This is a genomic window from Alishewanella sp. HL-SH05, from assembly GCF_052655985.1.
In genome coordinates this window covers 531,576-553,187 of record NZ_CP199753.1, presented here as the reverse complement: position 1 = coordinate 553,187, position 21,612 = coordinate 531,576, and the positions used below count along the sequence as shown (strand labels likewise).

18 protein-coding genes and 3 pseudogenes are annotated in these 21,612 nt (G+C 45.1%); 14 read left to right on the top strand and 7 right to left on the bottom strand.

The window, feature by feature from the left end; genetic code table 11:
- The first annotated feature begins 161 nt into the window (after positions 1-161).
- On the top strand, positions 162-2,825 hold the full coding sequence (locus ACUJFL_RS02430) for a M14 family zinc carboxypeptidase (RefSeq protein WP_445428398.1): 2,664 nt from the start codon (positions 162-164) through the stop codon (positions 2,823-2,825).
- A gap of 67 nt (positions 2,826-2,892) precedes the next feature.
- Here the strand turns inward: ACUJFL_RS02430 and ACUJFL_RS02425 are convergent, their stop codons facing one another.
- Both ACUJFL_RS02425 and ACUJFL_RS02420 read right to left on the bottom strand, forming a co-directional pair.
- On the bottom strand, positions 2,893-3,588 hold the full coding sequence (locus ACUJFL_RS02425; protein ID WP_445428397.1) for a hypothetical protein: 696 nt from the start codon (positions 3,586-3,588) through the stop codon (positions 2,893-2,895).
- 359 nt (positions 3,589-3,947) lie between these two features.
- Positions 3,948-4,538, bottom strand: coding sequence for a hypothetical protein (locus ACUJFL_RS02420; protein ID WP_445428396.1), 591 nt, complete (start codon positions 4,536-4,538; stop codon positions 3,948-3,950).
- 342 nt (positions 4,539-4,880) lie between these two features.
- On the opposite strand from ACUJFL_RS02420, the gene ACUJFL_RS02415 reads away from it, so the two are divergent.
- On the top strand, positions 4,881-5,399 hold the full coding sequence (locus tag ACUJFL_RS02415; protein ID WP_445428395.1) for a DUF7482 domain-containing protein: 519 nt from the start codon (positions 4,881-4,883) through the stop codon (positions 5,397-5,399).
- A gap of 593 nt (positions 5,400-5,992) precedes the next feature.
- Positions 5,993-6,361, top strand: coding sequence for a hypothetical protein (locus tag ACUJFL_RS02410; RefSeq protein WP_445428394.1), 369 nt, complete (start codon positions 5,993-5,995; stop codon positions 6,359-6,361).
- Between the two features lie 30 nt (positions 6,362-6,391).
- Here the strand turns inward: ACUJFL_RS02410 and ACUJFL_RS02405 are convergent, their stop codons facing one another.
- Positions 6,392-7,576 carry an IS4 family transposase gene (locus ACUJFL_RS02405; protein ID WP_445427355.1) on the bottom strand — a complete coding sequence of 395 codons (1,185 nt, stop codon included), beginning with the start codon at positions 7,574-7,576 and terminating at the stop codon, positions 6,392-6,394.
- A 152-nt stretch (positions 7,577-7,728) separates the two neighbouring features.
- Here ACUJFL_RS02405 and ACUJFL_RS02400 point away from each other — a divergent pair, with 152 nt between their 5' ends.
- Positions 7,729-8,139: a PEP-CTERM sorting domain-containing protein gene (locus ACUJFL_RS02400; RefSeq protein WP_445428393.1), complete on the top strand. Its 411-nt coding sequence runs from the start codon at positions 7,729-7,731 to the stop codon at positions 8,137-8,139.
- 707 nt (positions 8,140-8,846) lie between these two features.
- On the opposite strand, the gene ACUJFL_RS02395 is transcribed toward ACUJFL_RS02400, so the two are convergent.
- Together ACUJFL_RS02395 and ACUJFL_RS02390 are read right to left on the bottom strand one after the other, a co-directional pair.
- Positions 8,847-9,008, bottom strand: coding sequence for a hypothetical protein (locus ACUJFL_RS02395; RefSeq protein WP_445428392.1), 162 nt, complete (start codon positions 9,006-9,008; stop codon positions 8,847-8,849).
- 370 nt (positions 9,009-9,378) lie between these two features.
- Positions 9,379-10,266: a LysR family transcriptional regulator gene (locus ACUJFL_RS02390; RefSeq protein WP_445428391.1), complete on the bottom strand. Its 888-nt coding sequence runs from the start codon at positions 10,264-10,266 to the stop codon at positions 9,379-9,381.
- 162 nt (positions 10,267-10,428) lie between these two features.
- Here ACUJFL_RS02390 and ACUJFL_RS02385 point away from each other — a divergent pair.
- From ACUJFL_RS02385 to ACUJFL_RS02355, 7 genes and pseudogenes are all read left to right on the top strand, one after another.
- Positions 10,429-11,013: pseudogene (locus ACUJFL_RS02385) on the top strand (MFS transporter); the annotation flags it as partial.
- 84 nt (positions 11,014-11,097) lie between these two features.
- A complete protein-coding gene (locus tag ACUJFL_RS02380) occupies positions 11,098-11,475 on the top strand; it encodes a transposase (RefSeq protein WP_445426215.1) in 378 nt (125 codons plus the stop codon).
- Positions 11,472-11,819, top strand: coding sequence for an IS66 family insertion sequence element accessory protein TnpB (gene tnpB, locus ACUJFL_RS02375; RefSeq protein WP_445425056.1), 348 nt, complete (start codon positions 11,472-11,474; stop codon positions 11,817-11,819). Before ACUJFL_RS02380 ends, tnpB begins: the two co-directional genes overlap by 4 nt.
- Before the next feature lie 49 nt (positions 11,820-11,868).
- Positions 11,869-13,398, top strand: a complete 1,530-nt coding sequence (gene tnpC / locus ACUJFL_RS02370; protein ID WP_445429053.1) for an IS66 family transposase — start codon at positions 11,869-11,871, stop codon at positions 13,396-13,398.
- A 76-nt stretch (positions 13,399-13,474) separates the two neighbouring features.
- Positions 13,475-14,065: pseudogene (locus ACUJFL_RS02365) on the top strand (MFS transporter); the annotation flags it as partial.
- 43 nt (positions 14,066-14,108) lie between these two features.
- Entirely contained in the window at positions 14,109-15,026 is a 918-nt protein-coding gene (locus ACUJFL_RS02360) for a TIGR03571 family LLM class oxidoreductase (RefSeq protein ID WP_445428390.1), read from the top strand.
- A 9-nt stretch (positions 15,027-15,035) separates the two neighbouring features.
- Positions 15,036-15,476 (top strand): annotated as a pseudogene (locus ACUJFL_RS02355) (aldo/keto reductase); the annotation flags it as partial.
- Positions 15,477-15,498: 22 nt separating this feature from the next.
- Here the strand turns inward: ACUJFL_RS02355 and ACUJFL_RS02350 are convergent.
- Positions 15,499-16,649, bottom strand: a protein-coding gene (locus ACUJFL_RS02350; RefSeq protein ID WP_445427347.1) for an IS3 family transposase whose coding sequence is annotated in 2 segments (ribosomal slippage) — positions 15,499-16,409 and positions 16,409-16,649 — 1,152 coding nt in all. Because the reading frame shifts where the segments join, the coding sequence is not laid out codon by codon here.
- A gap of 36 nt (positions 16,650-16,685) precedes the next feature.
- Here ACUJFL_RS02350 and ACUJFL_RS02345 point away from each other — a divergent pair.
- The 3 genes from ACUJFL_RS02345 (at position 16,686) to ACUJFL_RS02335 (ending at position 18,367) form a co-directional block, all read left to right on the top strand.
- Positions 16,686-17,084, top strand: coding sequence for an aldo/keto reductase (locus tag ACUJFL_RS02345; protein WP_445428389.1), 399 nt, complete (start codon positions 16,686-16,688; stop codon positions 17,082-17,084).
- A 119-nt stretch (positions 17,085-17,203) separates the two neighbouring features.
- Entirely contained in the window at positions 17,204-17,512 is a 309-nt protein-coding gene (locus ACUJFL_RS02340) for a putative quinol monooxygenase (protein WP_445428388.1), read from the top strand.
- Between the two features lie 483 nt (positions 17,513-17,995).
- The gene (locus tag ACUJFL_RS02335) at positions 17,996-18,367 is read left to right on the top strand and encodes a c-type cytochrome (RefSeq protein WP_226750453.1); all 372 of its coding nucleotides are present in this window, start codon (positions 17,996-17,998) and stop codon (positions 18,365-18,367) included.
- Positions 18,368-18,370: 3 nt separating this feature from the next.
- Here ACUJFL_RS02335 and ACUJFL_RS02330 read toward each other — a convergent pair whose 3' ends face one another.
- Positions 18,371-21,589, bottom strand: a complete 3,219-nt coding sequence (locus ACUJFL_RS02330; RefSeq protein WP_445428387.1) for a DEAD/DEAH box helicase — start codon at positions 21,587-21,589, stop codon at positions 18,371-18,373.
- Positions 21,590-21,612 lie beyond the last annotated feature (23 nt).

The window sequence follows — 21,612 nt, the reverse complement described above, 5'->3', positions numbered from 1 at the left end:
GTGATATAGGCTACGCATTAAAGCGCTAAAACGATTAATCTGAATCTATTTCGCCATTTACCGAGGCCTATAGCAACTTGAGCGAAACTCTAGCAGGTGCGGCTTGCCTTTACCCTTACGAGCTTCTACAGTAGTTTTTTTCGTTTTTAGGATGCTAATTTATGCGCGCCTTATATCTCGCAAGTTGCCTTGCGTTTCCGACATTAGCCATGGCGGCTTCGCCAACAACAGTGCCGTTTTTTCCCGATAGTCAATATCAAAACGATGTTGTCTCAATTGAGCAACGCTTAGGGCATGCGCTGGGCGAGCGCATTTCAGCGCCCGCTGAGATTTTAAATTATTTTGAAACCCTGGCCAGCAGTTACCCAGAGCGCATCAAATTAGTGAAGTATGGCGAAAGTTGGCAAGGTCGGCCGTTATTTTATGCGGTGATTGGTAGTGCTGATAACCTTGCCAAGTTAGACCGTTTAGAAAGTGATATGCGCCGTTTGGCCGATCCACGTAACTTAAACAAAGCCTCTGCAGATGCGCTAATTAATAGCTTACCCGCCAGTGTGTGGCTTGCCGGCGGCGTGCATGGTAACGAAATTAGCCCACCGGAAGCGCTGATGGGCCTAGCCTATCATTTACTCGCAGACCAAAGCGCTCAAACCCAAGCAATCTTGACCAATACCCTGGTGTATATCGAGCCTATGCAAAACCCGGATGGCCGCAACCGCTTTGTTAGCCGTTATTACGCCACAGTCGGTATCGCGCACTCCGCAGATCGTTTCTCAGCAGAGCAAAACGAACCTTGGCCAAATGGCCGCACCAATCATTATCTGTTTGATATGAACCGCGATTGGATCTCGCTGACCCAACCTGAAATCAAAAATCAGGTAAGAGTGTTACAGCAGATGTTTCCGCTGATCTTTGTCGATTCGCATGAAATGGGCGGCGATCAAAGTTTTTACTTCAGCCCAGAAGCAGAACCTTACAACCCACTGGTCACCGGTGCACAGCGTGAAAGCTTAGATTGGTTAGGCCAAAACAACGCCAAATGGTTTGATCAGCTTGGCTATGATTATTTTACTCGGGAAATTTTTGATGCCATGTATCCTGGCTACGGTGCCAGCTGGCCACTGTACTATGGCGGCATCGCCACAACCTACGAAATGGGCTCAGCTCGCGGCCATAACTATCGCCGTACCGATGGCAGCATTTTAACGTATGCCGATGGCGTACAACGTAACTTTATCGCTTATATGTCTACGCTTGAAACCGCCAGTAAGCGCGCCAAAGACCTATTACAGCGCTTTTACAGCTATCGGCAAACATCGCTCACTCAGGGTGAGAAAGATGGCATCCGCAGCTATATTTTCCCTGCCACCCGTGATGCCGCTGGCCACCAAAAATTAATGGGCGTGCTCACCCAACATGGCATTACCGTTAACCAAGCCACGGCCGATTTTCGGGCTTGTGGTAACAGTTATCAGCAAGGCGCTTACGTGGTGAACACCGCGCAACCAACTTATCAGTTAATTCGCAATCTGCTAGATGACGATGTCAAAATGGCTGAAGCCTTTATTGCTCGCCAGCAGGATCGTCGCTCGAAAAACCTGCCTGATGAAATTTATGACGTGACCGCCTGGTCATTACCGTTGATGTATAACCTGGAAGTAAACCGTTGTAACCGCGCGGTAGACGTTGCCAACACAATCGTGGGCCCAGAGACCACCTTAGCCGGTAAAGTCACGAATACCGATGCCAGTTATGGCTTCATTGTACCTTGGGGCGATATGGCGGCTGCGCGCTTGTTAAGCCACGCACTGCAGCAAGGTTTAACGGTTAAAAGCAGTGACTTACCATTTACGCACAGCAATGGTGTACGTTATCCCGCTGGCAGTTTAATTTTAAGCCATGCCGATAACCCGCAGTTAGCTAGTAAAATTCAACAGCTTGCACAGAGCAGCGGCGCTAATGTTACCGGCATTAATAGTAGCTGGATTAAAGATGGGCCAAATTTTGGTTCAGGCAATGTGCAGAACATCCCTAATGCTAGAGTGGCCCTGTTATGGGATGAACCGGCGAACCCATTAAGTGCCGGTAGCGCGCGTTTTGTCTTAGAAAAAGGCATTGATTACCCGGTAACGGCTATTCGCCCGGCACAACTGTTACGTGCTGAACTGCGCCATTACGACGTACTGATCTTGCCAGCAAGCCAAGGCAATTATAATCAAGCTTTGGGGGCGCAAGCTCAACAAAAAATTCACGACTTTGTCAGTCGCGGCGGTGTGTTAGTGGCGCTGGGTAATGCAACCGATTGGTTGATCCAAGGTGATAAGCCGCTGTTGAATAGCAAGCGGGAATTTAAAGTCAGTGAGCAAAAGAAACCTGAAGCTGAAGCGCAAGTCGCCGGTATGCTACTAGAAAACCGTGAACTGTATCAGCAGCGCTTAGAAGCATTTCAAGCGCAGCCTGATAGCGTGTCTGGATTTTTAGCGCGAGCCGAAGTAGACCAAGATCATTGGCTAACCGCTGGGGTGCCAGCGAATGTGAATAGCATCTTTGTTGGCAATTATATCTATCAGCCACTAACGCTGGCACATGGTCGCAATGTACTGACTTTCGCATCACCGGAAAAGCTTGTTGCTGGGGGTTTTGTTTGGGAAGAAAATCGCCAGCAAATTGCGCATAAACCGTTGTTAATGGTGCAAGCGCAAGGTCGTGGCCAGGTTATTGCGTTTACCCAAGAGCCTAATTTCCGCGCCTATGTCGACGGCATGCACCTGTTGTATATCAACGCGGTATTCCGCGGTGCGGCGCACGCCACTCCACTGCGTTAATGCTTTAAACGTTTCATGATTCGCTTAAAAGCGGCAGGCTGGAAAACCTGCCGCTTTTTTTGGCCCGCTACTCGGTGTATTGCTTTACCACGCGTGCTGCCAGTTCGGCATTTTCTAATTTCAAGTTCACCTCTTGTTTTAAGATGATCTGCCCCTGCACGTTTGAATCGGCACTGATGGTTAAGGTTGCCGGTTTATGCTTATCCTTACCAAACCAGCCAAACCAACTTTTACGGGCAGTGCGCTCGGCATAAACCAGATCGCCCTGCACTACTGAGCCTGCCAGCAAACTAACATTACCGTTTAACGTCGTTAGATTTCCAGCGATTTGGCTGCCTTCAATTTTCAAAGTGCCATTTACCGTACTAACATCGCCCGCTACGGTACTGCTGTTGATCACCATGTCGCCATTCACCGTACTCAGTGCGCCCATCACCTTGCTGCCTGAGGCCAGTTTAATACTGCCATTTACTGTTGAGGCCTCTCCGGTAACCTGCGCTCGCTCTGCCAAAGTAATACTGCCATTTACCGTAGATGCCGATTGTACCTGACTATCCTCCGCTAAATTGATGCTGCCATTCACGGTGCTCACCTCACCCGCTACGCTGCCGGCGGCCACTTTAATACTGCCATTCACTTTGGAAATATCTTCCGCATTTTGCGTGGCAGTTTCTGCCGCCTTCGCGGAAAAAGGCATAACACCGCCAACATAACAGGCAGCTAAAGTAAGGCTAACAGCCAGGGTTAAGGTGCTCATTTTCATAAATAGTACTCGCAAATAATTAAGATAGGTTGAGCATTGCAAAAACATAGCCAACTTAATAAACCTATTAATAACAGCACCTTAAAAATAGACATCAAACTTAAGTTAGTCATTTTAACTAGAAAATAGTCGAAAACCATATCGAAACGGCGTTAATTCACTCGCTGTGCCAGCACCCGGTGTCACATTTTTACGCAGTTAGCTCTAACGGCAGCAACGCTTTCACCTGCGGAAAGAGACTTACTTTTGCAGCACAAACAAGCATCTAAAGAAAATGCGCGCCAATACCGCTAGAGAGCTCGGCTCACGCTAAAGGGCAGCCCTAGCCAAGCCACCGAAACCTTGTTGCAAATATCATTTTAATTATTAATTTGCACTGGCGTTTGCCAGCCTTGTGCTACTTTTTCCGCACATACCGGGTTACCTTCAGCAACCAGTGACTCGGCAAAAAACCATTCTTTAAATACTTGCCACTCATCATTTATCGGGCTTTGACACTTCCCATTCGCCTGCTCAGCAAATACTGCATCACTACATTGCGGCGTGTTATCCAATTTGCCGTGATAAGCATACGCATAAACGACCTGACAATGGCTACTGACGTAGGTACGAAACACCACTAACCAACCTTGCTGATAACGCACCACACTAAAACTGGGAATATTGTGTTTTACCGCAGTCGCAATAATCTCAGGGGCTTGCACGTCCTTTAACAGCGTTAACTCACCGTTTTGGCGCTGGCGAATTTGAATAGTCTCGCCCCGTCGCCAGGCAAAGCCATCATACTCGGTTTCATCTGCCGCCTGAGTTAACGCAGTTAACCCCGTAACATCGCGCTTCACCTCTTGGCGGATAGTGCGCTCTACTTGCGCCGCTTCAGAAAGGGTTTGCATTTTATCGCAGGCCACAAGTAGCCCTAACATGAATATAACTAACGTAGTTTTACGCACATTGTTCACCTTAATTTAATCGCACAGACATTATTGGCATAGCTGCCCTGTTTTTAACCATTAAACCATAATGGCGACTATTTATCAGGCTGTGCGGGCCAGACAGCAAACTGGCATAAAGCCAGTTTCCGCAGATATAAAGGGGTTATGAGTGAATATGGACGCTCAGTATCTAGCGCTTAATCTCTAATCTCAAACACTTACCATAAAAAATACGTTCACTTTCACCTTATTAAGTCAACGCCATGCTAGGCTTATCTAAAACAAATTATCATCGCGCCTTAGATGTAGCGCTTTGCTAACTCTTGCAGCGCCAAGCAGCAAATCAAATAGAGGTCAGTCATGAAATTCGCCATTTTTCCTACCATCGTTATTGCGCTACTCTCTGCTTGTACCTCACCTGTATTCGATGCCGGACGCAGCGAAACCGTGTTACCGCTCAGCAGAGCGTGGATCGATGGCCGAGTCGTCGAGTACATCACAACCGACATCTCTGATTTGGCAATGGCTCAAATGATGGGAGCAAACCATGTACCTAAACTTGCCTCAGCAATCAACATGCCCAGAGGATCTTCTATTGTAGAACGCGTATACAAATTTCCTAACGAAGAACAAATCAGCGTTTTTCAGTCTGCACCGGATCCGGTTGGTACCGAGAACAAAGACCGCAGTTACAGCCCACTTTGGCGAGTTGTAATGGTTAGATGGTCCACGCAAGCAACCCCGCGCGAACTAAAGTCTGAAGAAGAAGTACTGGCTGCCGAGGAGAATAAAGAAGTCGTGCTAGAGATGACAAATATTGTGGTGAACTGCCCCGTGACACGCAGCGAAAATGGCCAAGCGCTTCGGGGGGTGCGCTAAGCATTTTTCACATATATCTCAATTACTTAGCGGCAATCGTTTGCAACATAATCCCCGCATAAGTTTAGAGCATGTCTATCAACGATTTCACCTGCGGTGAGATACCTTCTTTTGCGTCGCCAAAAGAAAGTATCCAAAGAAAATGCGACCCCACTTCCGCTCGAAAGCCCAACTGCTCATGCGTCGTCCAAGGCGAAAACGTAACTCGCGCGGCGCTACCGTCGCCGCACTCAAACGCCCGTTTTCTTAAAACCTTGGCCAACTATGATCAGTCGGCTCGCTGCAAAGGGGGATAAATACTGCGAGGGTGTCATTTTTTGTCAGCTTGGTGCCAAAACTAGCCGTTTGGACCGTTCAATATTTGTCCACCACACACGATTTATTTTAACGCTTAACGTCTTATTACAAATGACACTTAGATATAAACCGTAAGCAATGATGGCTAACACCATCGTCAGAAATTTTTACACTAGCGAGAGTGAATAAAAGTTAATACTACATAATTACCTGTTATTTAAATTAATTATTTTATGGCGCAGTTATTGCTAATTTTTGATTGCATAAAAAATAATAACCAATAAAGAGGTTGCTTTATGAACAGTAAAACTAAGCTTGGCTCGTTGTTGAATTCAATTTTTTTGTTATTCCCCATGCTTTTTTTTGTATCTACAGTAAAAGCTGACATTATTCGTTTTAATTTTGATACGGAATCCTTTTTTAATCGAACGGCTGTATCAAATGGTTTCACGCACAACTCAGATGGCTCAGGCAATGCATTTGGTAGTACTGGCTTGAATGGTTCGGTGACTGGCTCAATTGATATTAATCGCTCAGCCACTGGTGAAAGCACTATCAGTAATTATTTGTTACAAGTTATTATGCCCCACGGTATTGCGCCAGGATTTAACTTTCCTCAGTGGACTATCCAATATTCATCTTCAACGCTAATGCAGCCCGGCTGAGGGATCCCCACAAAATTAAGATACATACTATTAGCTCTTTGCCAATTTGATTAGCGCCCAGTCCCACTGTGCAACCCAGTGCAAGATCTGCTTTAGCCCTTGCTGATAATCGTGTCTGCGAATAGGCAGTTTCGGTTCCTTACAAAGCAGTATCCCGAGGAAGTTCAGTGCAAGCACTCGCCGATTTTTTACCGTATTAGCCTGATATCGCAAATGTAAGCCAGCCTTTTCACCCGCCGAACCCATCAGGTAGTGGAACCAATTTGCCAGTGCCGCGAGTAACAGCAATATACCCAAACGTGATTTGATTTTAGTGCCGTGCAGGTCGCTTCCTAAGCCATAACGTGAGCTTTTCTGGTCTCGGAAACTTTCTTCAATTTGCATCCGGCTACTGTAGCACTTGGCGATTTTATCTGCGTAGCCATGGCACTCAGGCAAAGATGACACCAATAACCAAGGTTCTTTGTAAGACTTATTTTTGTCTCGCTTCAATAGCTTATAGCCTTTACCAACTAGAATCGCGCGGGTTTCATAATGTTGCGTCTGAGTCAGCACGATTGCGCCTAAGTGTTTAGGGGTGGCGCGAGCTTTTTTATAAAGCGCATTTACGGTCATAAACTCTGTTTGCTCTGCCAGTTTAAGCTTCACATTACCTCTGACTCTGGCGACATAATGCCAGCCTAATTTGCGCACCTGCTTAAGCCAAGGCACTTTAAAGCCAGCATCGGTGACGATAACAGGCTTACAGTCGCTAGGTAACATGGCCTTGAGTTGCTTTAAAAACGCCCAGTGCAAATGTGGGCAAGTGTAATCTTCTGCCGCCGCCACTTTTTGTAATAGCGTGAGTGCTCTGCCATCAACAGCGATGCTGGCTCGCAAAATAAAATGGCGCTTCGCGGTATCAGCGTTGCTCCAGTCAATCAAAATGAGCGGCTGCGTTTTGCTACTGACAATCAAATGAGTCATTGCCGCATAGATCAGAGGCAGTTCCCGTTGTAAATTGGCATTGCTGAGCAATCTATCCGCGCGCTTAATGCTGACTTTGTCAGATGTGCCTGGCATAGCGCGACCAATCGCTGTGACGGTGCACCGCGCATCTTTGGTCAAAGCTGTTACAGCATCTAAAAACACCGAAAATCGGGTTTTATGCATCGTTTTGGGGGTGACAAATGTGAGGAAATCAGCGAGCATAGTTTTTACATTCATGGTGACCATCCGCGTTTTGTGAGTTTTGGCGAATGATCAGATCGGGAACCACCATGAATGTTCCCTAATCGCCTAACTTTTTATTTTAACTACAGAATTTCTGGGGATACCTCAGGCAGCCCGGCGCTGGTGCAACAGCGCTTTTATACAGCAATGGTTACATGTTCATTCAACAAGAATTTATGTTTGACCCGTTCTATGGTCCTGCCACCCCGCAAAATACGTGGTACAACCCCTTAGTAAGGCAAGAGTATTTGTTTCGCGTAGATCTTATGATGAGTGGTGTTCCTGGAGCTGGCCCTAACGGTGGCTTAGGATTAGCAGTCGACAGAGTTGATGTGCGTTGCGCTGTGCCAGGCGATCGCCGTTTAACGTGCAATGGTTTTGGCTCAGTCAGTGAGTCAAACTACTCTGACTGGGATTCGACGGAAGGGCTAGCCTCTTCTTTTGAAATCTTACCTTCTAATCCACAAGACCCGGCCGCTCCTGTGCCAGCTCCCTCGACCTTATCAATGATGTTGCTGGCTTTTGCTGGTTTGTTGGTATCGCGTCGTCGAACGCTTAGTCGCTGATCCCAAACGCTTCATTCGCCAGGATGTATTTAGGGCAAGTTAAGAGAAAAGTAAACTTTGGCTGGAGAGGTCTTTTACAGGGATGAAAAAGAGGGGCGTGAAGGGAGGGATTTACCGCGAGCTCCAGCCGAAGCTTTACGCAGCGGTTAACCTTTTCGCCATGGGCGAGAGACTTTTTTTCGTCGCCAAAAGAAAGTATCTAAAGAAAATGCGGCTCAATTTCGCTCGAAAGCCTGACTGTACCTGCGATGTCCAAGGCGAAAACATCACTTGCGCAGCGCTACCGTCGCCGCACTCAACCACCCGTTTTCTTAAAACCTTGGCCAACGATGATCAGTCGGCTCGCTGCAAAGGGGGAGATTTTTCGTAGCGGTATGTACTTGGCTGAACAACCGATGTGTGCCAATTGCAGACATTTTTAATATAATCTTTAGTGACCGCTTTGAACTGAATAGCGGTATTTTGTTGAATATGAAGCTTACTCGGCTAGTTTTTGAAAAGCGAAAATTTATCTTATGAAATAATAAAGAGATCCATTATCAACGGCTTTCTTTAACTTAAATAGTTATGAAATTAATGTAAGACATCCAAACGCAAGATAAATATTTTTATTTATGAATTTTTCAGCATTGCAGGCACATCTATATTATACATGTGTGATATTACACGACACTAATATCCTGCAATATCACGACATAGGGTATGGCTTATCTGATCGCTACCGGATTAATTTGAACCTGAGTTGTACCTTCGTATAACGGATGGCCGAGAACGAACATAAATTCCCATGCTTTATCTTTTGCGAGGTCATCACAAAGTATGTTTTCCAAAACATGGACACCGTAATCTGTTGCCATCATCTGGTTCACTGGGAATCACCTCAAAGCTAATGGACATTTAGTCTGCATTCAAGACAGGGTATCTACTCCAGTAGACCCAGCATTTACAAGATCAATATCTTACCATGAGGTCGCGCTCGGTGCTCTGCATGACTATGGAGACTCGGATGATTGGAGCATGCTGATGAAAAGCGCAGAGAGATTGCTTTCTCAAATAACGAGGTTTGAGATAATGTTGCCAAATAAAACTATCTTTGCTTTTGACGAACTTAAAAATGCTTTGAAGCATAGCGAATGTTCAAAGAGCAAAGCAGTCGTGACCTTAAACTAAATTAACTTTCTATAGACACAGTGGGAAAAATATTTTATCCCACTGTTAGTTTGATGAATTAGGTCTTTTTTATAAGCTGAATTTCTTTGAAAAGAAATTTACAAAGGCCGAAATTCTCGACGATACTGCTGAGTTTTTATAGTAGACAGCGTGGATCTCCTCTCGAGGATTAGGGGAAATAACTGAGCTTGGTAGCAACTCTACAAGACGGTTATTCTCGATGTCTTTTCTGATCATGAAGTTTGACAGCAATGCTATACCATTGCCGTTTAAGGTAAGCTGCCTTATCGCTTCACCGTTGCTTGCGGTAATTCTGGGGCGTAGGTCGATTTCTTCCTTTAAAAACCAATTGTTTAGCTTAGGTGAGTCAGCAAATCCGATTAAATCATGCTGTTTTAATTCAGAGAGGTTATGAGGTACGCTGTTCTTAGCCAAATATCTAGGGCTTGCGACAATATGAAGTGTGCTATTCCCTAGTTTTTTTGCATATAAATTGGAATCAGCCAACTTCCCAATCCTGATAGCAACATCGGTCTTTTTTTCTATCAGATCGATAATATTTTCATTTGAAATGAGGTCTAATTGAATTTCTGGATATGCAATTTGAAAGTCTTCGATATAAGGTATTACTTGATGGAATAGAAACGGACTTGCTGCATCCACTCGTAATCGACCTTTAGGGACACCTTTAAGATTATTTAACTCTTCCTCTCCCCGGCTAAGGATATCTAAGCTTTCTTTTGCGTACTTTAGAAACAGATACCCTTCTTCAGATAACTCTACCCGTCTAGTACTTCTATTAAATAAGGTCGCCTCTAATTCCCTCTCTAATCGTGATATCGAGCGGGATATTGTCGCAACCTGAGTGTTAAGCAAATTAGCTGCACCAGTAAAACTTCCACAATCTACAACTGTGATAAAGTTTTCTAGATCTTCTGTTTTTGACTTTACAATCATTAAAGTCTCCTTTAACGCCTGAGTTAACTTTATAGCATCAGTAGCAAAAAATCTCGCAACATTATTGCATTTTTATCAAAAGTATTTTGTCTTTAATACTGTTTTTGTAAGAACCTCAATAGTCGAAAATCGCAACACTTAAACTATTTGAGGATTAAAGATATGCCCTTAGCTTTACTCGCACTAACATTAAGTGCATTTGCGATAGGAACGACTGAATTCGTTATTGTTGGTCTTATCCCAACCATAGCAGCTGATTTAGGGGTTTCATTACCGTCCGCTGGTTTACTGATTAGCTTATACGCTCTAGGTGTAGCAATTGGTGCTCCAGTGCTTACCGCTTTGACAGGCCGCTGGAATCGTAAGTCTGTGTTACTTACTCTTATGGCTCTGTTCGTTTTGGGTAACTTAATTGCTTGGCAAGCGCCAGGTTACGAGACGCTCATTATTGCTCGCATATTAACTGGGCTTGCACATGGTGTCTTTTTTTCCATCGGTTCCACTATTGCTACTAGTTTAGTTAGCAAAGATAAGGAAGCGAGTGCTATTGCCATCATGTTCACCGGTTTAACTGTTGCCTTAGTGACAGGTGTTCCCCTTGGTACTTGGATCGGCCAGGAGTTAGGCTGGAGAGCGACTTTTTTAATTGTTTCCATACTGGGACTAGTGGCTTTAATTGGGAGCGCAATCCTCGTTCCATCGAACCTAAAGCAAGCAGCACCGGCAAAATTATCTGAACAATTTAAAGGTAGGCGTCCGGCCATCACATCTTTTATTTGCTGACTGATCACGCATCATATCTTTCACTGTTGCCAACAATGAGAGTTATGTATGCCAGCTTTAAAACAACCCGATATACGTCGGTTCTTTTCCCCCGAATTAAAATGGCAGATCGTCCAGGAATCGAAAGAACAAACCCTTTCAGTATCTCAATTAGCGCGCAAATATGATGTCAATACCAACCAAGTGTTTCGCTGGATCCGAGACGTTAACCTCGGTAATGCATTGTGGGTCAGGCGCGCTAAAGGTGAAGTGAATACGTCAGCGGCTCCCATGCCATTCCTTCCTGTCAGTGTTCGTGCGGTTGACGCGGTGCCGGTGTTACATAAACCTGCTGCAATAACGGTATCGTTTCGTAGCGGTCACCAACTGGTGCTACACGACGCCACGCCGGACATGTTGCACCAACTCGTGGTGGCGTTGTCATGATGATGTTATCGCATGACGTGCGCATTTGGCTGTGTGCCGGTTACACCGATATGCGCAAAGGCTTTGATGGCCTGGCTGCAATGGCGCAGCATGTGCTGCAAAAAGACCCGTTTAGCGGTCACGTATTTGTGTTTCGCGGACGTCGTAGCGACCGGGTTAAATTGCTCTGGTGGGATGGTCAGGGGTTATGTTTATTTTACAAGCGACTGGAGCAGGGTAAATTTGTTTGGCCAAGTGCAAAATCGGGGGCTGTGCATTTAACACAAGCCGAATTGGCGCTGTTACTGGAAGGCTTAGACTGGCGGCCACCTGCCAGAAAAAATAGACCAATAAACGCCGCATAATTGCATTTAATCAATGAGTTAGCTGGATTTTTATGTTATTATGCAGCGCATGAAAACGATGGCATCTTCCTTACCCAATGACCCAAAACAGTTGCAGGAAATTATCCTTCAACTGCAGTCAACGCTTGCCCAGCAGGATACCGTTATTGCCTCGTTACGCCACCAGTTATCCGTATTAAAACGTGCCCGCTTCGGACGTTCGTCCGAGCATATCGATAAGCAAATTCATCAGTTGGAATTACAGCTTGAAGAGCTTGAGATGCAAACTGCAGCCTTACCAAAGCTAGCCGCACCAGCAAAAGAGAACAAAGCCACGCCCCGTCGGCGCGTCTCTCTGCCTGCACAATTGCCGCGAGAAGAGCTTCGTGTTGAAACGGCTTGCCAGTGCCCGGCATGTCAGGGTGCATTAACCCATATCGGTGATGATGTTTCTGAAATGCTGGATGTGGTGCCGGCCTCTTATCGGGTTATCCGTATTGTACGCCCTAAATTCAGCTGCCAGCACTGCGACACATTGGTGCAAGGTGCTGCGCCTGAGCGTGTGATTAAAAAAGGACTGGCCAGTGCTGCATTGCTCACACAGGTGATGGTTGATAAATACCTCGACCATCAACCGCTGTACCGCCAAGCTGAGCGGATGGAACGTGAAGGCATCGACATCGAGCGCTCTACCTTGGCTGACTGGGTAGGACAAACGAGTGCATTACTCACACCACTGGCAGATGCCATTGGTCGCCATGTTAAAGCCAGTTACCACGTACATGCGGATGATACCACCGCACCGACGCTATCACCGGGTAAAGGTCGCACGCAAACAGGTCGTTACTGGACCTATGTCCGCGATGGTCGCCCCTGGGGAGATAGCACACCGCCTGCGGTATGGCTGCAATATAGTGAAGACCGAAGAAGTCTTCATCCTGCGGCGCATTTAAAAGATTACAAAGGCTCACTGCAGGCCGATGCTTATGCCGGTTACAACGAATTATACCAACGGCAAATCACCCAACATGGTTGCTGGGCACACGTGCGGCGTAAGTTCTATGACATCACTCAAAGCGGCCCTTCGCCTTTAGCCGACGAAGCCATTGCCATTATCCAATCCCTCTATGTGATTGAAAAGCAGGTACGCGGCAAACCACCGGATGAACGACAACACATCCGAGCCACACATGCCAAGCCAATCCTTGAGCGCTTCCATGCGTGGTTGCAAACAACCCTACGTACCTTATCGAAAGGCTCGCCGTTATCCAAGGCTATTCATTATGCTCTGAAACAGTGGGAGGCGTTGGTTGCCTATGTGGATAACGGTTATGCTGAGATAGATAACAACAGTGCAGAGCGCTCATTGCGGCCGATTGCCTTGGGTAGGAAAAATTACCTGTTTGCGGGTTCAGTTGCTGGAGGAGAGCGAGCTGCCGTGCTGTACTCAATACTCGGCACCGCTAAACTCAATGGCATCAATCCAAATGACTATCTCACAGCGGTACTCAAACGTATCGGCAATCACCCCATCAACCGTGTCGATGAGTTGTTACCTTGGAATATCGATCTATCCAAACAGTCAGGTGACGCGATTTAAGACACTAAGTGTCCACTAAAGTTAAGTGGACACTTAAATCAGAGCGCTAACCTGTGATCGCCGGACGCTTACATTTAAAGTGTTAACCCAACCAAGATTGTTGCTGGTCTACGCAATGACGGCTGTTGGTTACGGTGGTACTTTTGTCGCGTTTACCTACTTAGCCCCTATTTTGGAACAAGTCTCAGGTTTTGAACCAAGCCTAATTGGCTTAATTATGTTGGTTTATGGTGTTTCGGTAGCATTCGGGAATATTTGGGGCGGTAAGCTTGCAGATAAAATGGGTCCAATAAAGGCGCTTCAACTCATCTTCACTGCACTTGCCATTGTTCTGTTTACATTTACGTTCACTGCTGGTCATCAAATTGGTTCTGTACTAACGGTGCTTATTTGGGGAGCATTCGCCTTTGGTAACGTCCCTGGATTACAAGTATATGTTGTGCAACTTGCTGAGAAATACACTCCGAATGCCGTTGATGTAGCTTCAGGTCTAAATATTGCTGCTTTTAATGTTGGCATTGCCATAGGTTCGATTATTGGAGGCATGGTGGTCGAAGATATGGGTCTGATTGACACTCCTTGGATCGGTGCGTTGATTGTGGTGTTCGCCATTATTCTAACAAGAGTATCCGGTTTCTTAGATAAACGTGATCAAGCAAAAATCTAATCATCAATAAAGTGGGGGTGTCCCCCCCGCTAAGGATTCTGATATGGGTTTTGATAAGTTACAGCAACTTGGGTTTTCAATCGGAGTTGAATTGCCTCTAGATAATGATTGGTCTAAGGATGGGCAAATAAAAAGGATTCGTGATAAAAGAGCCTTTGGTGTACCCGATATGGCTCTGCACAAAGAGCGAATCGTATCAGCCGATGAATTAGGTTTTAGCACTGCATGGGTTAGAGACGTTCCGCTGTACGACCCAAGTTTTGGTGATGCTGCTCAGGTTTTTGAGGCGTTTACTTACTTGGGGTTCTTAGCTGGAGTTACTAAAAACATTTTACTTGGTACTGCGGCGATAGTGCTGCCTTTACGTCAACCATGGCTTGTAAAAAAAGCCGCAAATACTGTGGCAGCGCTCAGTAATAATCGATTAATACTCGGCGTTGCGAGCGGTGATAGACCCTCCGAATATCCTCTTTTCAAAGTGGATTATAGTTCTCGCGGAAAATTATTTAGAAACGCAGCTCAGGTAATTAAAGATACTTCAGTTTCAAAACTTGAAGCTGGGCAAGCGATTCTTCCGCATGTTCCTGCATATCCCCTCTATGTTGCAGGACTTGCACAGCAAACCCCTGAATGGATTGGTACTAATTTAGATGGATGGTTGGCCTACCCAGGCACGCCTGAAGATCATTCTCATAGAGTTGAGCTTTGGAGAAGTGTTGCAGGGGATAAACCTTATGTAAGTTTCATTCATCTAGACCTTACCGATAACCCAAATGCACCAATAGAGCGGCATCGTTTTGGAGTTAAAACAGGAATTAACGGTTTGATCAAAGAACTTTCAGCGATGAAAGCGGCAGGTGTTAACCATATCGGGCTGCACTTTCGACGGAATGAAGGCCCAGTAGAACATAGCATGAAAGTTATTGCCGAAAACGTGCTGCCAATTTTTCATAATACATAGGAGAAAAAAATGACACAATTAAAAGATATTCCAAAGTTAGGTATGGGAACGTTCCGACTGGAAGGAGACGTAGCATATAACTCAGTAAAGTTAGCTTTGGAATCTGGCTATAGGCATATTGACACTGCGCAAATATATGGAAATGAAGCTGAAGTCGGCCAAGCATTGGCGGATAGCCCGGTTAAAAGAGGTGACGTATTTATTACGACAAAAGTTTGGATAGATAATCTCTCCGAAGATAAGTTTATTTTGAGTGTTGAAGAGAGTCTACGGAAACTTCAAGTGACATCAGTTGATTTATTATTAATCCACTGGCCAGATGTAAGCGGTAAGGTCTCTATGGAGTCTTACTTAACAGAATTAGAAAAGTGCAAAAAATTAGGATTAGCACTGGAAATAGGAGTCTCTAATTTTAATAATACACAGCTAAGTCAAGCCATTGATATTTTGGGAGTGGACTTCCCAGCTTTTACTAGACAGTCTGTTGTTCCAAAAAATACGTTTCTTCAAATTTAGCAGGAGAAACGCCGCCTGTGTGTGAATGGCGCTTTTTAGGATTGTAAAACATTTCTATAAAGTTAAATATCTCGGTTTTCGCTTCGTCTCTTGTCGAATATATCTTTTTACGCGTCACACGCTTTTTTAAAGTCGCAAAAAAACTTTCTGCTACGGCGTTATCATGACAATTGCCTCTGCGGCTCATCGACGGTTTCAAGTTATGCTCTTTCATAAACGATAAATAATCAGCACTGCCATATTGGCTGCCTTGATCGCTATGCACTAAAACTGAGTGTTTAGGCCGTCGTTGATAAACTGCCATCAGTAAAGCTTGAATGACTAAATGTTTATCCATGTTTTTATCCATAGACCAACCCACAACGCGACGTGAAAACAAATCGATGACCGTTGCTAGGTATAAAAAGCCCTCATAAGTACGAATATACGTGATGTCACTTACCCAAGCGGTGTTAGGTGCAACGGGTTTAAAATCGCGCTCTAACACGTTATCCGCTATCCGTGATGGCTTGCCACCTTTGATATACCGTCGCTTGTAGCCTATTTGGGCTTTTAATCGATTCAATCGCATAATTTTAGCCACACGATGAACACTACAGGTTTCACCGGCTTCTCGCAGATCACGATGTATCCAGGGGCTGCCATAAGTGCCGCCACTGGCAATATAAAACGCGTTAATCCGCGTGAGTAAACGCTGATCTTCAATAGTTCGCTGACTCAACGGCGCTTTTAGCCAAGCATAAAAACCACTGCGATTGAGCTTCAGAACACGACACATGGCTAAAACGGAAAATAATCGCAGATGGTCACGGATAAAGGCGTACTTCACTCTGGCTGACTTGCAAAGTACCTTGCGGCCTTTTTTAATATGTCCCGCTCCTCCGTCACTCTTTTAAGCTCTGCTTCTAGCTTAGCAATGCGAACAGAGTCATTTGACTTGGGGCGCGCAACAACCTTGTTGCCACTAAGCTGGTCTCGCCAGTGGTATAACGATTTAGTTGAAATACCCAAACGTTCAGCCACTTCCTGAACAGAATAACCACGATCAGTGATTTGCTTTACTGCTTCAATTTTAAACTCTTCGGTATAACGTTTACCTTTGCTCATAAACACCTCTAATTTAAGTTACATTGTAACTGTTAAATGTGTCTAGCAAAGTCTGGGAAGTCCAGAGAAAATGTAATCTATACAAACCAAATTGAAGTTCACCCATTCCTGCAAAACCGAAAAGTTATCGAACATTGTAAAGCAAATAATGTTCGAGTTACTGGTTACATGCCACTGGCTGTTGGCAAAGTAATGGAAGATGTTACTCTTCAGAAAATAGCTGCAAAGCATAGTGTAACTGTAAGTGAGGTCGCTATTGCATGGCAGATCCAACAGGGCATTGCGACTATTCCGTCCTCTACTAAGAAAGTTAATCTAGATACAAACTTAAAAGCAGTTCAATTGACCTTGACTGATGACGATATGTATCAAATACAAACTTTGGATAGAAATGATCGGATAGCTAATCCAGAGTTCTCCCCTAAATGGGACTAAGCGACAAATAAAACGGTAGCTAAAACATTAGCTACCGTTCATATAATGTTGCCTAGATATATGAAGCTAAATTTTATTAATATAAAAGTTAATTTTTTTATTTATTTGTGAGGGCGTTTATGATTAATGTTATTGCGGAAATTGAAGCAAAACAAGGCTGTAAAGGGAAAATACTAACGGAGCTTATGCTTATTAAGCCTTTGGTTATTGAGGAGAGAGGCTGCCTTGAGTACTCCATAACACAGCATGTTAAAACAGACATCTTGGGCGTAACTCATGCTCAAGATGAAGTAATAACAATTTTAGAAAAGTGGGAATCTCAAGATGATCTAAAATCTCACCTTCTGACGTCACACTTCTTGAATTATGAGCGCTCGGTAAAAGATTGGATATTTAAAGTGAATATTAAAATACTTGAGGCTATTTAATTATCCTTATTCAAGGGCAAAGCCAATCTGGTAGATTTTCTTACATTCAGCAAATTAGTTACTTTATGATGAATAAACGTTTTCCTTAGCTTCTTATGTTGTGAATTTTAAAAATTGGTGTTTGCTTGATGCTCAGTAATCATGCAGCAGTCAAATCCTTGAAGTGACGAGTGATATATTTGTATAAATATAAATTTGCTAATTGTCTAACCAAGATTAGATCAGAGCTAAATTTACCTATATTAGATAATTTGTAAGGTTTATGAGAAACGAATGTCAGCAACATACCGTAAAGCAGAGATTCGTTTTTACTGGAATTGTACACTTATAGTTCTGCTATTCGCTCAAAGCGGCAACAAAAGTACTTAACTGATATTACTCTTCAACATCTATACTCTCAACGCTCTTCATGTTGCATGCCATAGAAAAAATAGGCTTAACCAGCAAGTTGTGGCAAGCTACATGAATAATAAGGAGAAGTGTATGCGTAAAGCCATGTTCATTTTCGCCGCCATGCTCTTAGTGGCTTGCGATAACAATATGACGCAACCACCCGCACCTAGCCGAGACTATACGCCAGCAGAGCAGCAAACGTTAGCCGCGGGTAGTGCACGGGCACGCACCTGTGCAGCGTGTCATGGGCCGCGAGGTATCTCTCGCAATGCCATGTACCCACATCTTGCGGGGCGCTCGGCTAACGAGCTGAGTGCGGCACTAACGGCTTATCGTGATGGTGAGCGAAAGCATGCCATTATGAGCCCGCAAGCACGCGGTCTTACTGATGATGACATTACCCTACTAAGCAAATATTTCGCGTTACTGCCTGCGGCTGCCACAGCAACCACGGCAGAATAAGGCTTAATCGGCCGTAAACAGCGCCAGCAAGTCTTCGGCTTGGCCTTGCCATACTTGGCCTTTGCCACCACCCAGTAACTGATCCGATAAGCCCTGCTTATACTGCTGTAATTTTTGTACTTTTTCTTCAACGGTATTACGGGCAATCAGCTTGTATACAAACACCACTTTGTCTTGACCAATGCGATGCGCCCGATCGGTCGCTTGGTTTTCCGCAGCGGGGTTCCACCAGGGATCGTAATGAATAACGGTATCGGCGGCGGTTAAATTCAACCCCGTGCCACCGGCTTTTAGGCTGATCAAAAAGACTTCCGTTTCACCGTTTTGAAAGGCATCAATTTGCTGCTGTCGCTGCTTGGTTTGCCCCGTTAATTTACTGTAGCTAATGCCCATGTATTGCAGTTCTTGTTCTATTAAATGCAGCATGCTGGCAAATTGACTAAACAGTAACACCCGCCGCCCTTCTTCAATCATTTCAGGCAGGTTTTCTCTTAACCAGCTGAGCTTGGCGTTGTGCTTCACTAATTGCGCTTGTTCAATGGGTACTAAGCGCGCATCACAACAAGCTTGACGCAGTTTTAATAAGGCATCTAAAAACTCAATTTGACTGGCCGCCACGCCCTTGCGCAAAAACAGCTCGCGCACTTTGGTTTCCATAATCAAGCGGATACTTTCGTACAGATTGCGTTGGTCCGCTTCTAATTCGAGTAGTTGTAATATCTCGTTTTTCTCAGGTAACTCGGTGGCAACCTGGCTTTTACTGCGCCGCAGCATAAAAGGCGCGATTTTTTGTTTTAACACCTGAGCACGTTCGGTATCCGCATGCTTTTCTATCGGCTTACGATACACCTGATTAAAATGCGCTTCGGTACCCAGTAAGCCCGGTAACACAAAATCAAATAACGACTTTAACTCGCCTAAATGGTTCTCTAACGGCGTACCCGATAACGCTAAACTAAATTCACGTTTTAACGCCCGCACACTTTGCGCCGCCTGACTGCCCGCATTTTTAATATGCTGCGCCTCATCCAGTATCACTAAACTAAATTCGCGCTGGCGATATAAATGCAGATCGCGCACTAACAATGGATAGCTAGTAACAATAACGTCAAAGTCATCCATTTGCTCGAACAACGGCCGACGTTTAGCGCCGTAAAGCTGCAGCAAAGATAAGTCAGGTGTAAAGCGAGCGGCTTCGTTTTGCCAATTGCCTAATAACGACGTGGGGCAAACAATTAATGCCGGCTTTTTTAAACGCCCTTGTTGTTTTTCATACAACATAAAGCTGAGCGCTTGTAAGGTTTTACCCAAGCCCATATCATCGGCTAACACGCCACCTAAACCAAAGCAGCGTAAAAAAACCAACCAGTTGAAACCTTGCTGCTGATAAGAACGCAACACGGCATTTAAGCCACTGGGTAAAGTTACCTCTTCGATGCCTTGGAAATTATGCAGTTGCTCACTTAACCGAGTTAAACGGTTAGCATTTAAATATTGAATCTCAGCGGCACCAGGCGGGGGTAAGATGGCGGCCTTATAATCGGGTAACTCCAAGGTTAACGGCGATTTTTGTAAATTGAGTAATTCAACGATGGTATCAATCAGCGGCTGAATTAATTGCATCGGCAAGGCTAATTTGCCCTGTGGTAAACTGAGCCAAATGGTTTGGCCACTTACCGGTAAACCATATTGCCGCAACCATTGGCTGATTAACGGTAATAACGGCACTTGCTGGCCGTTCACATCAACTTGGATACCTAATTCAAAGCCACTATGCTTACCATCTTGTACTTGCAAATACGGCATGGCATCGAGGATCTGCAAATTAAAATCGGCGGCTTGCTCTACCTGCCAGCCTTGCTGTTGCAAAGTATCAAGCTCCGCCAATAACGGCTGCCATAACTCTGGGTTATCTGGGCCATCGCCAACATCAAAAGCAGCTAAACGTTCAGCAGGCGGGGCAAGCTCGCAACTAACTAATCCCAGTGCTAACAATTGCTCTAGTGCTGCCACTTCGTTTTCACGTTGGCGTTTAATAAACAAGGTCTGATCTGGCAAGCTGATTTCGGTTTGCGCTTGTTTTAAATCGAGTGGTAACCGCTGCCCAGCATAATCAAAATACAATAAGGCGGTGGGTCGTGCCGCTGCATTTGCTTGTTGCACACGCATTTGTAACGCTAACACCGGAGTGGGGGCAACCGTCACTTGCTGCACGGCAACACCCTTAGGGACAGGCAAGCTCACTTCTTTAAATAACTGCTGTAATTGCCCCAACCGCGATGATAATTGTTTAAGTGGGATCACCGGCATTTTGGCTAAGAGTTTAAGCTCGCGCGCACTTAAAGGCGTGTTAACTTCGCCTAGCGAATAATGATCGGTATTTAAGTAACACAGCGGTTCAGTAAAAATAAGATGGTTGGCTTCATCATCAGCAATTTGCCAGTGCAGTCGCTGGCCATTTTCGTGCTCTTGCCAATATAGCGACAAATCCTTTGGCTCTTGCCAGGTTAATTCATGCCGAGCCTCACCAAAAAAACAGCGGCCGGTGGCGAAAAAGGCCTGCAGTAACTCATAGCCCCAACGACCTTCTAACACATGCTGATCTTGTGGGTTATGCGAGCGAAACACCGTAAGCAAACGATAGTCTTCGGCACTGAGCCAGCTTGGCGGTTGCGGTGCCACCAGATCGTATTTTCCTAAAGGCTGGCCTTTACTATAGCCACCCTTTTTCAAAATTTTCACCCGCCGCGGATACAATTGTAAGCCACTGTGACCGTAGCTCAGCAGATACAGCATGGTATCTTCAACTATTTCTTTGTTGGGTGCTTGCTGTTGTTCCACCTCGGCAAACCAATTATCGACCTGCAGCATGGGTAATTGCTTAACCCGTAATTGTTGCTGCGCATAATCACGCTTTAAGCGCAATAACACCGCCAACACATGCTTGCAGCGAAAACCAACAGGGCAGCTACAACGCGCTTCTAATTGCCAACGACCATGATGCTGTTCTAAAGACAAATGTTGCCGATAAGGCGCAAAGCCCGCTCCCCATACTTGGGCACTGATCTCACTTAAATCATCATTATATTCGAGCTTCAACACCTTACCGGCCTGCAAATAGGCTTTCGCGCGGTGCATAGTGGCAGTGTCAAACCATTGCGTCAGGTTCGCATCGCTTAGCGGGAATAAATTGGTGTCTTCACCTTTGGTGTGATCAGTCAAATTGCTCGGCTCACTTTACATTG

Excerpts from the sequence above, each read along its gene's own strand:
- ACUJFL_RS02405 (WP_445427355.1), bottom strand. The coding sequence starts at position 7,576 with ATGGTCACCATGAATGTAAAAACTATGCTCGCTGATTTCCTCACATTT.
- ACUJFL_RS02430 (WP_445428398.1), top strand. The coding sequence starts at position 162 with ATGCGCGCCTTATATCTCGCAAGTTGCCTTGCGTTTCCGACATTAGCC.
- ACUJFL_RS02410 (WP_445428394.1), top strand. The coding sequence starts at position 5,993 with ATGAACAGTAAAACTAAGCTTGGCTCGTTGTTGAATTCAATTTTTTTG.
- ACUJFL_RS02390 (WP_445428391.1), bottom strand. The coding sequence starts at position 10,266 with ATGATTGTAAAGTCAAAAACAGAAGATCTAGAAAACTTTATCACAGTT.
- ACUJFL_RS02335 (WP_226750453.1), top strand. The coding sequence starts at position 17,996 with ATGCGTAAAGCCATGTTCATTTTCGCCGCCATGCTCTTAGTGGCTTGC.
- ACUJFL_RS02345 (WP_445428389.1), top strand. The coding sequence starts at position 16,686 with ATGTGTCTAGCAAAGTCTGGGAAGTCCAGAGAAAATGTAATCTATACA.
- tnpB (WP_445425056.1), top strand. The coding sequence starts at position 11,472 with ATGATGATGTTATCGCATGACGTGCGCATTTGGCTGTGTGCCGGTTAC.
- ACUJFL_RS02360 (WP_445428390.1), top strand. The coding sequence starts at position 14,109 with ATGGGTTTTGATAAGTTACAGCAACTTGGGTTTTCAATCGGAGTTGAA.
- ACUJFL_RS02425 (WP_445428397.1), bottom strand. The coding sequence starts at position 3,588 with ATGAAAATGAGCACCTTAACCCTGGCTGTTAGCCTTACTTTAGCTGCC.
- ACUJFL_RS02415 (WP_445428395.1), top strand. The coding sequence starts at position 4,881 with ATGAAATTCGCCATTTTTCCTACCATCGTTATTGCGCTACTCTCTGCT.
- ACUJFL_RS02400 (WP_445428393.1), top strand. The coding sequence starts at position 7,729 with ATGTTCATTCAACAAGAATTTATGTTTGACCCGTTCTATGGTCCTGCC.
- ACUJFL_RS02380 (WP_445426215.1), top strand. The coding sequence starts at position 11,098 with ATGCCAGCTTTAAAACAACCCGATATACGTCGGTTCTTTTCCCCCGAA.
- tnpC (WP_445429053.1), top strand. The coding sequence starts at position 11,869 with ATGAAAACGATGGCATCTTCCTTACCCAATGACCCAAAACAGTTGCAG.
- ACUJFL_RS02340 (WP_445428388.1), top strand. The coding sequence starts at position 17,204 with ATGATTAATGTTATTGCGGAAATTGAAGCAAAACAAGGCTGTAAAGGG.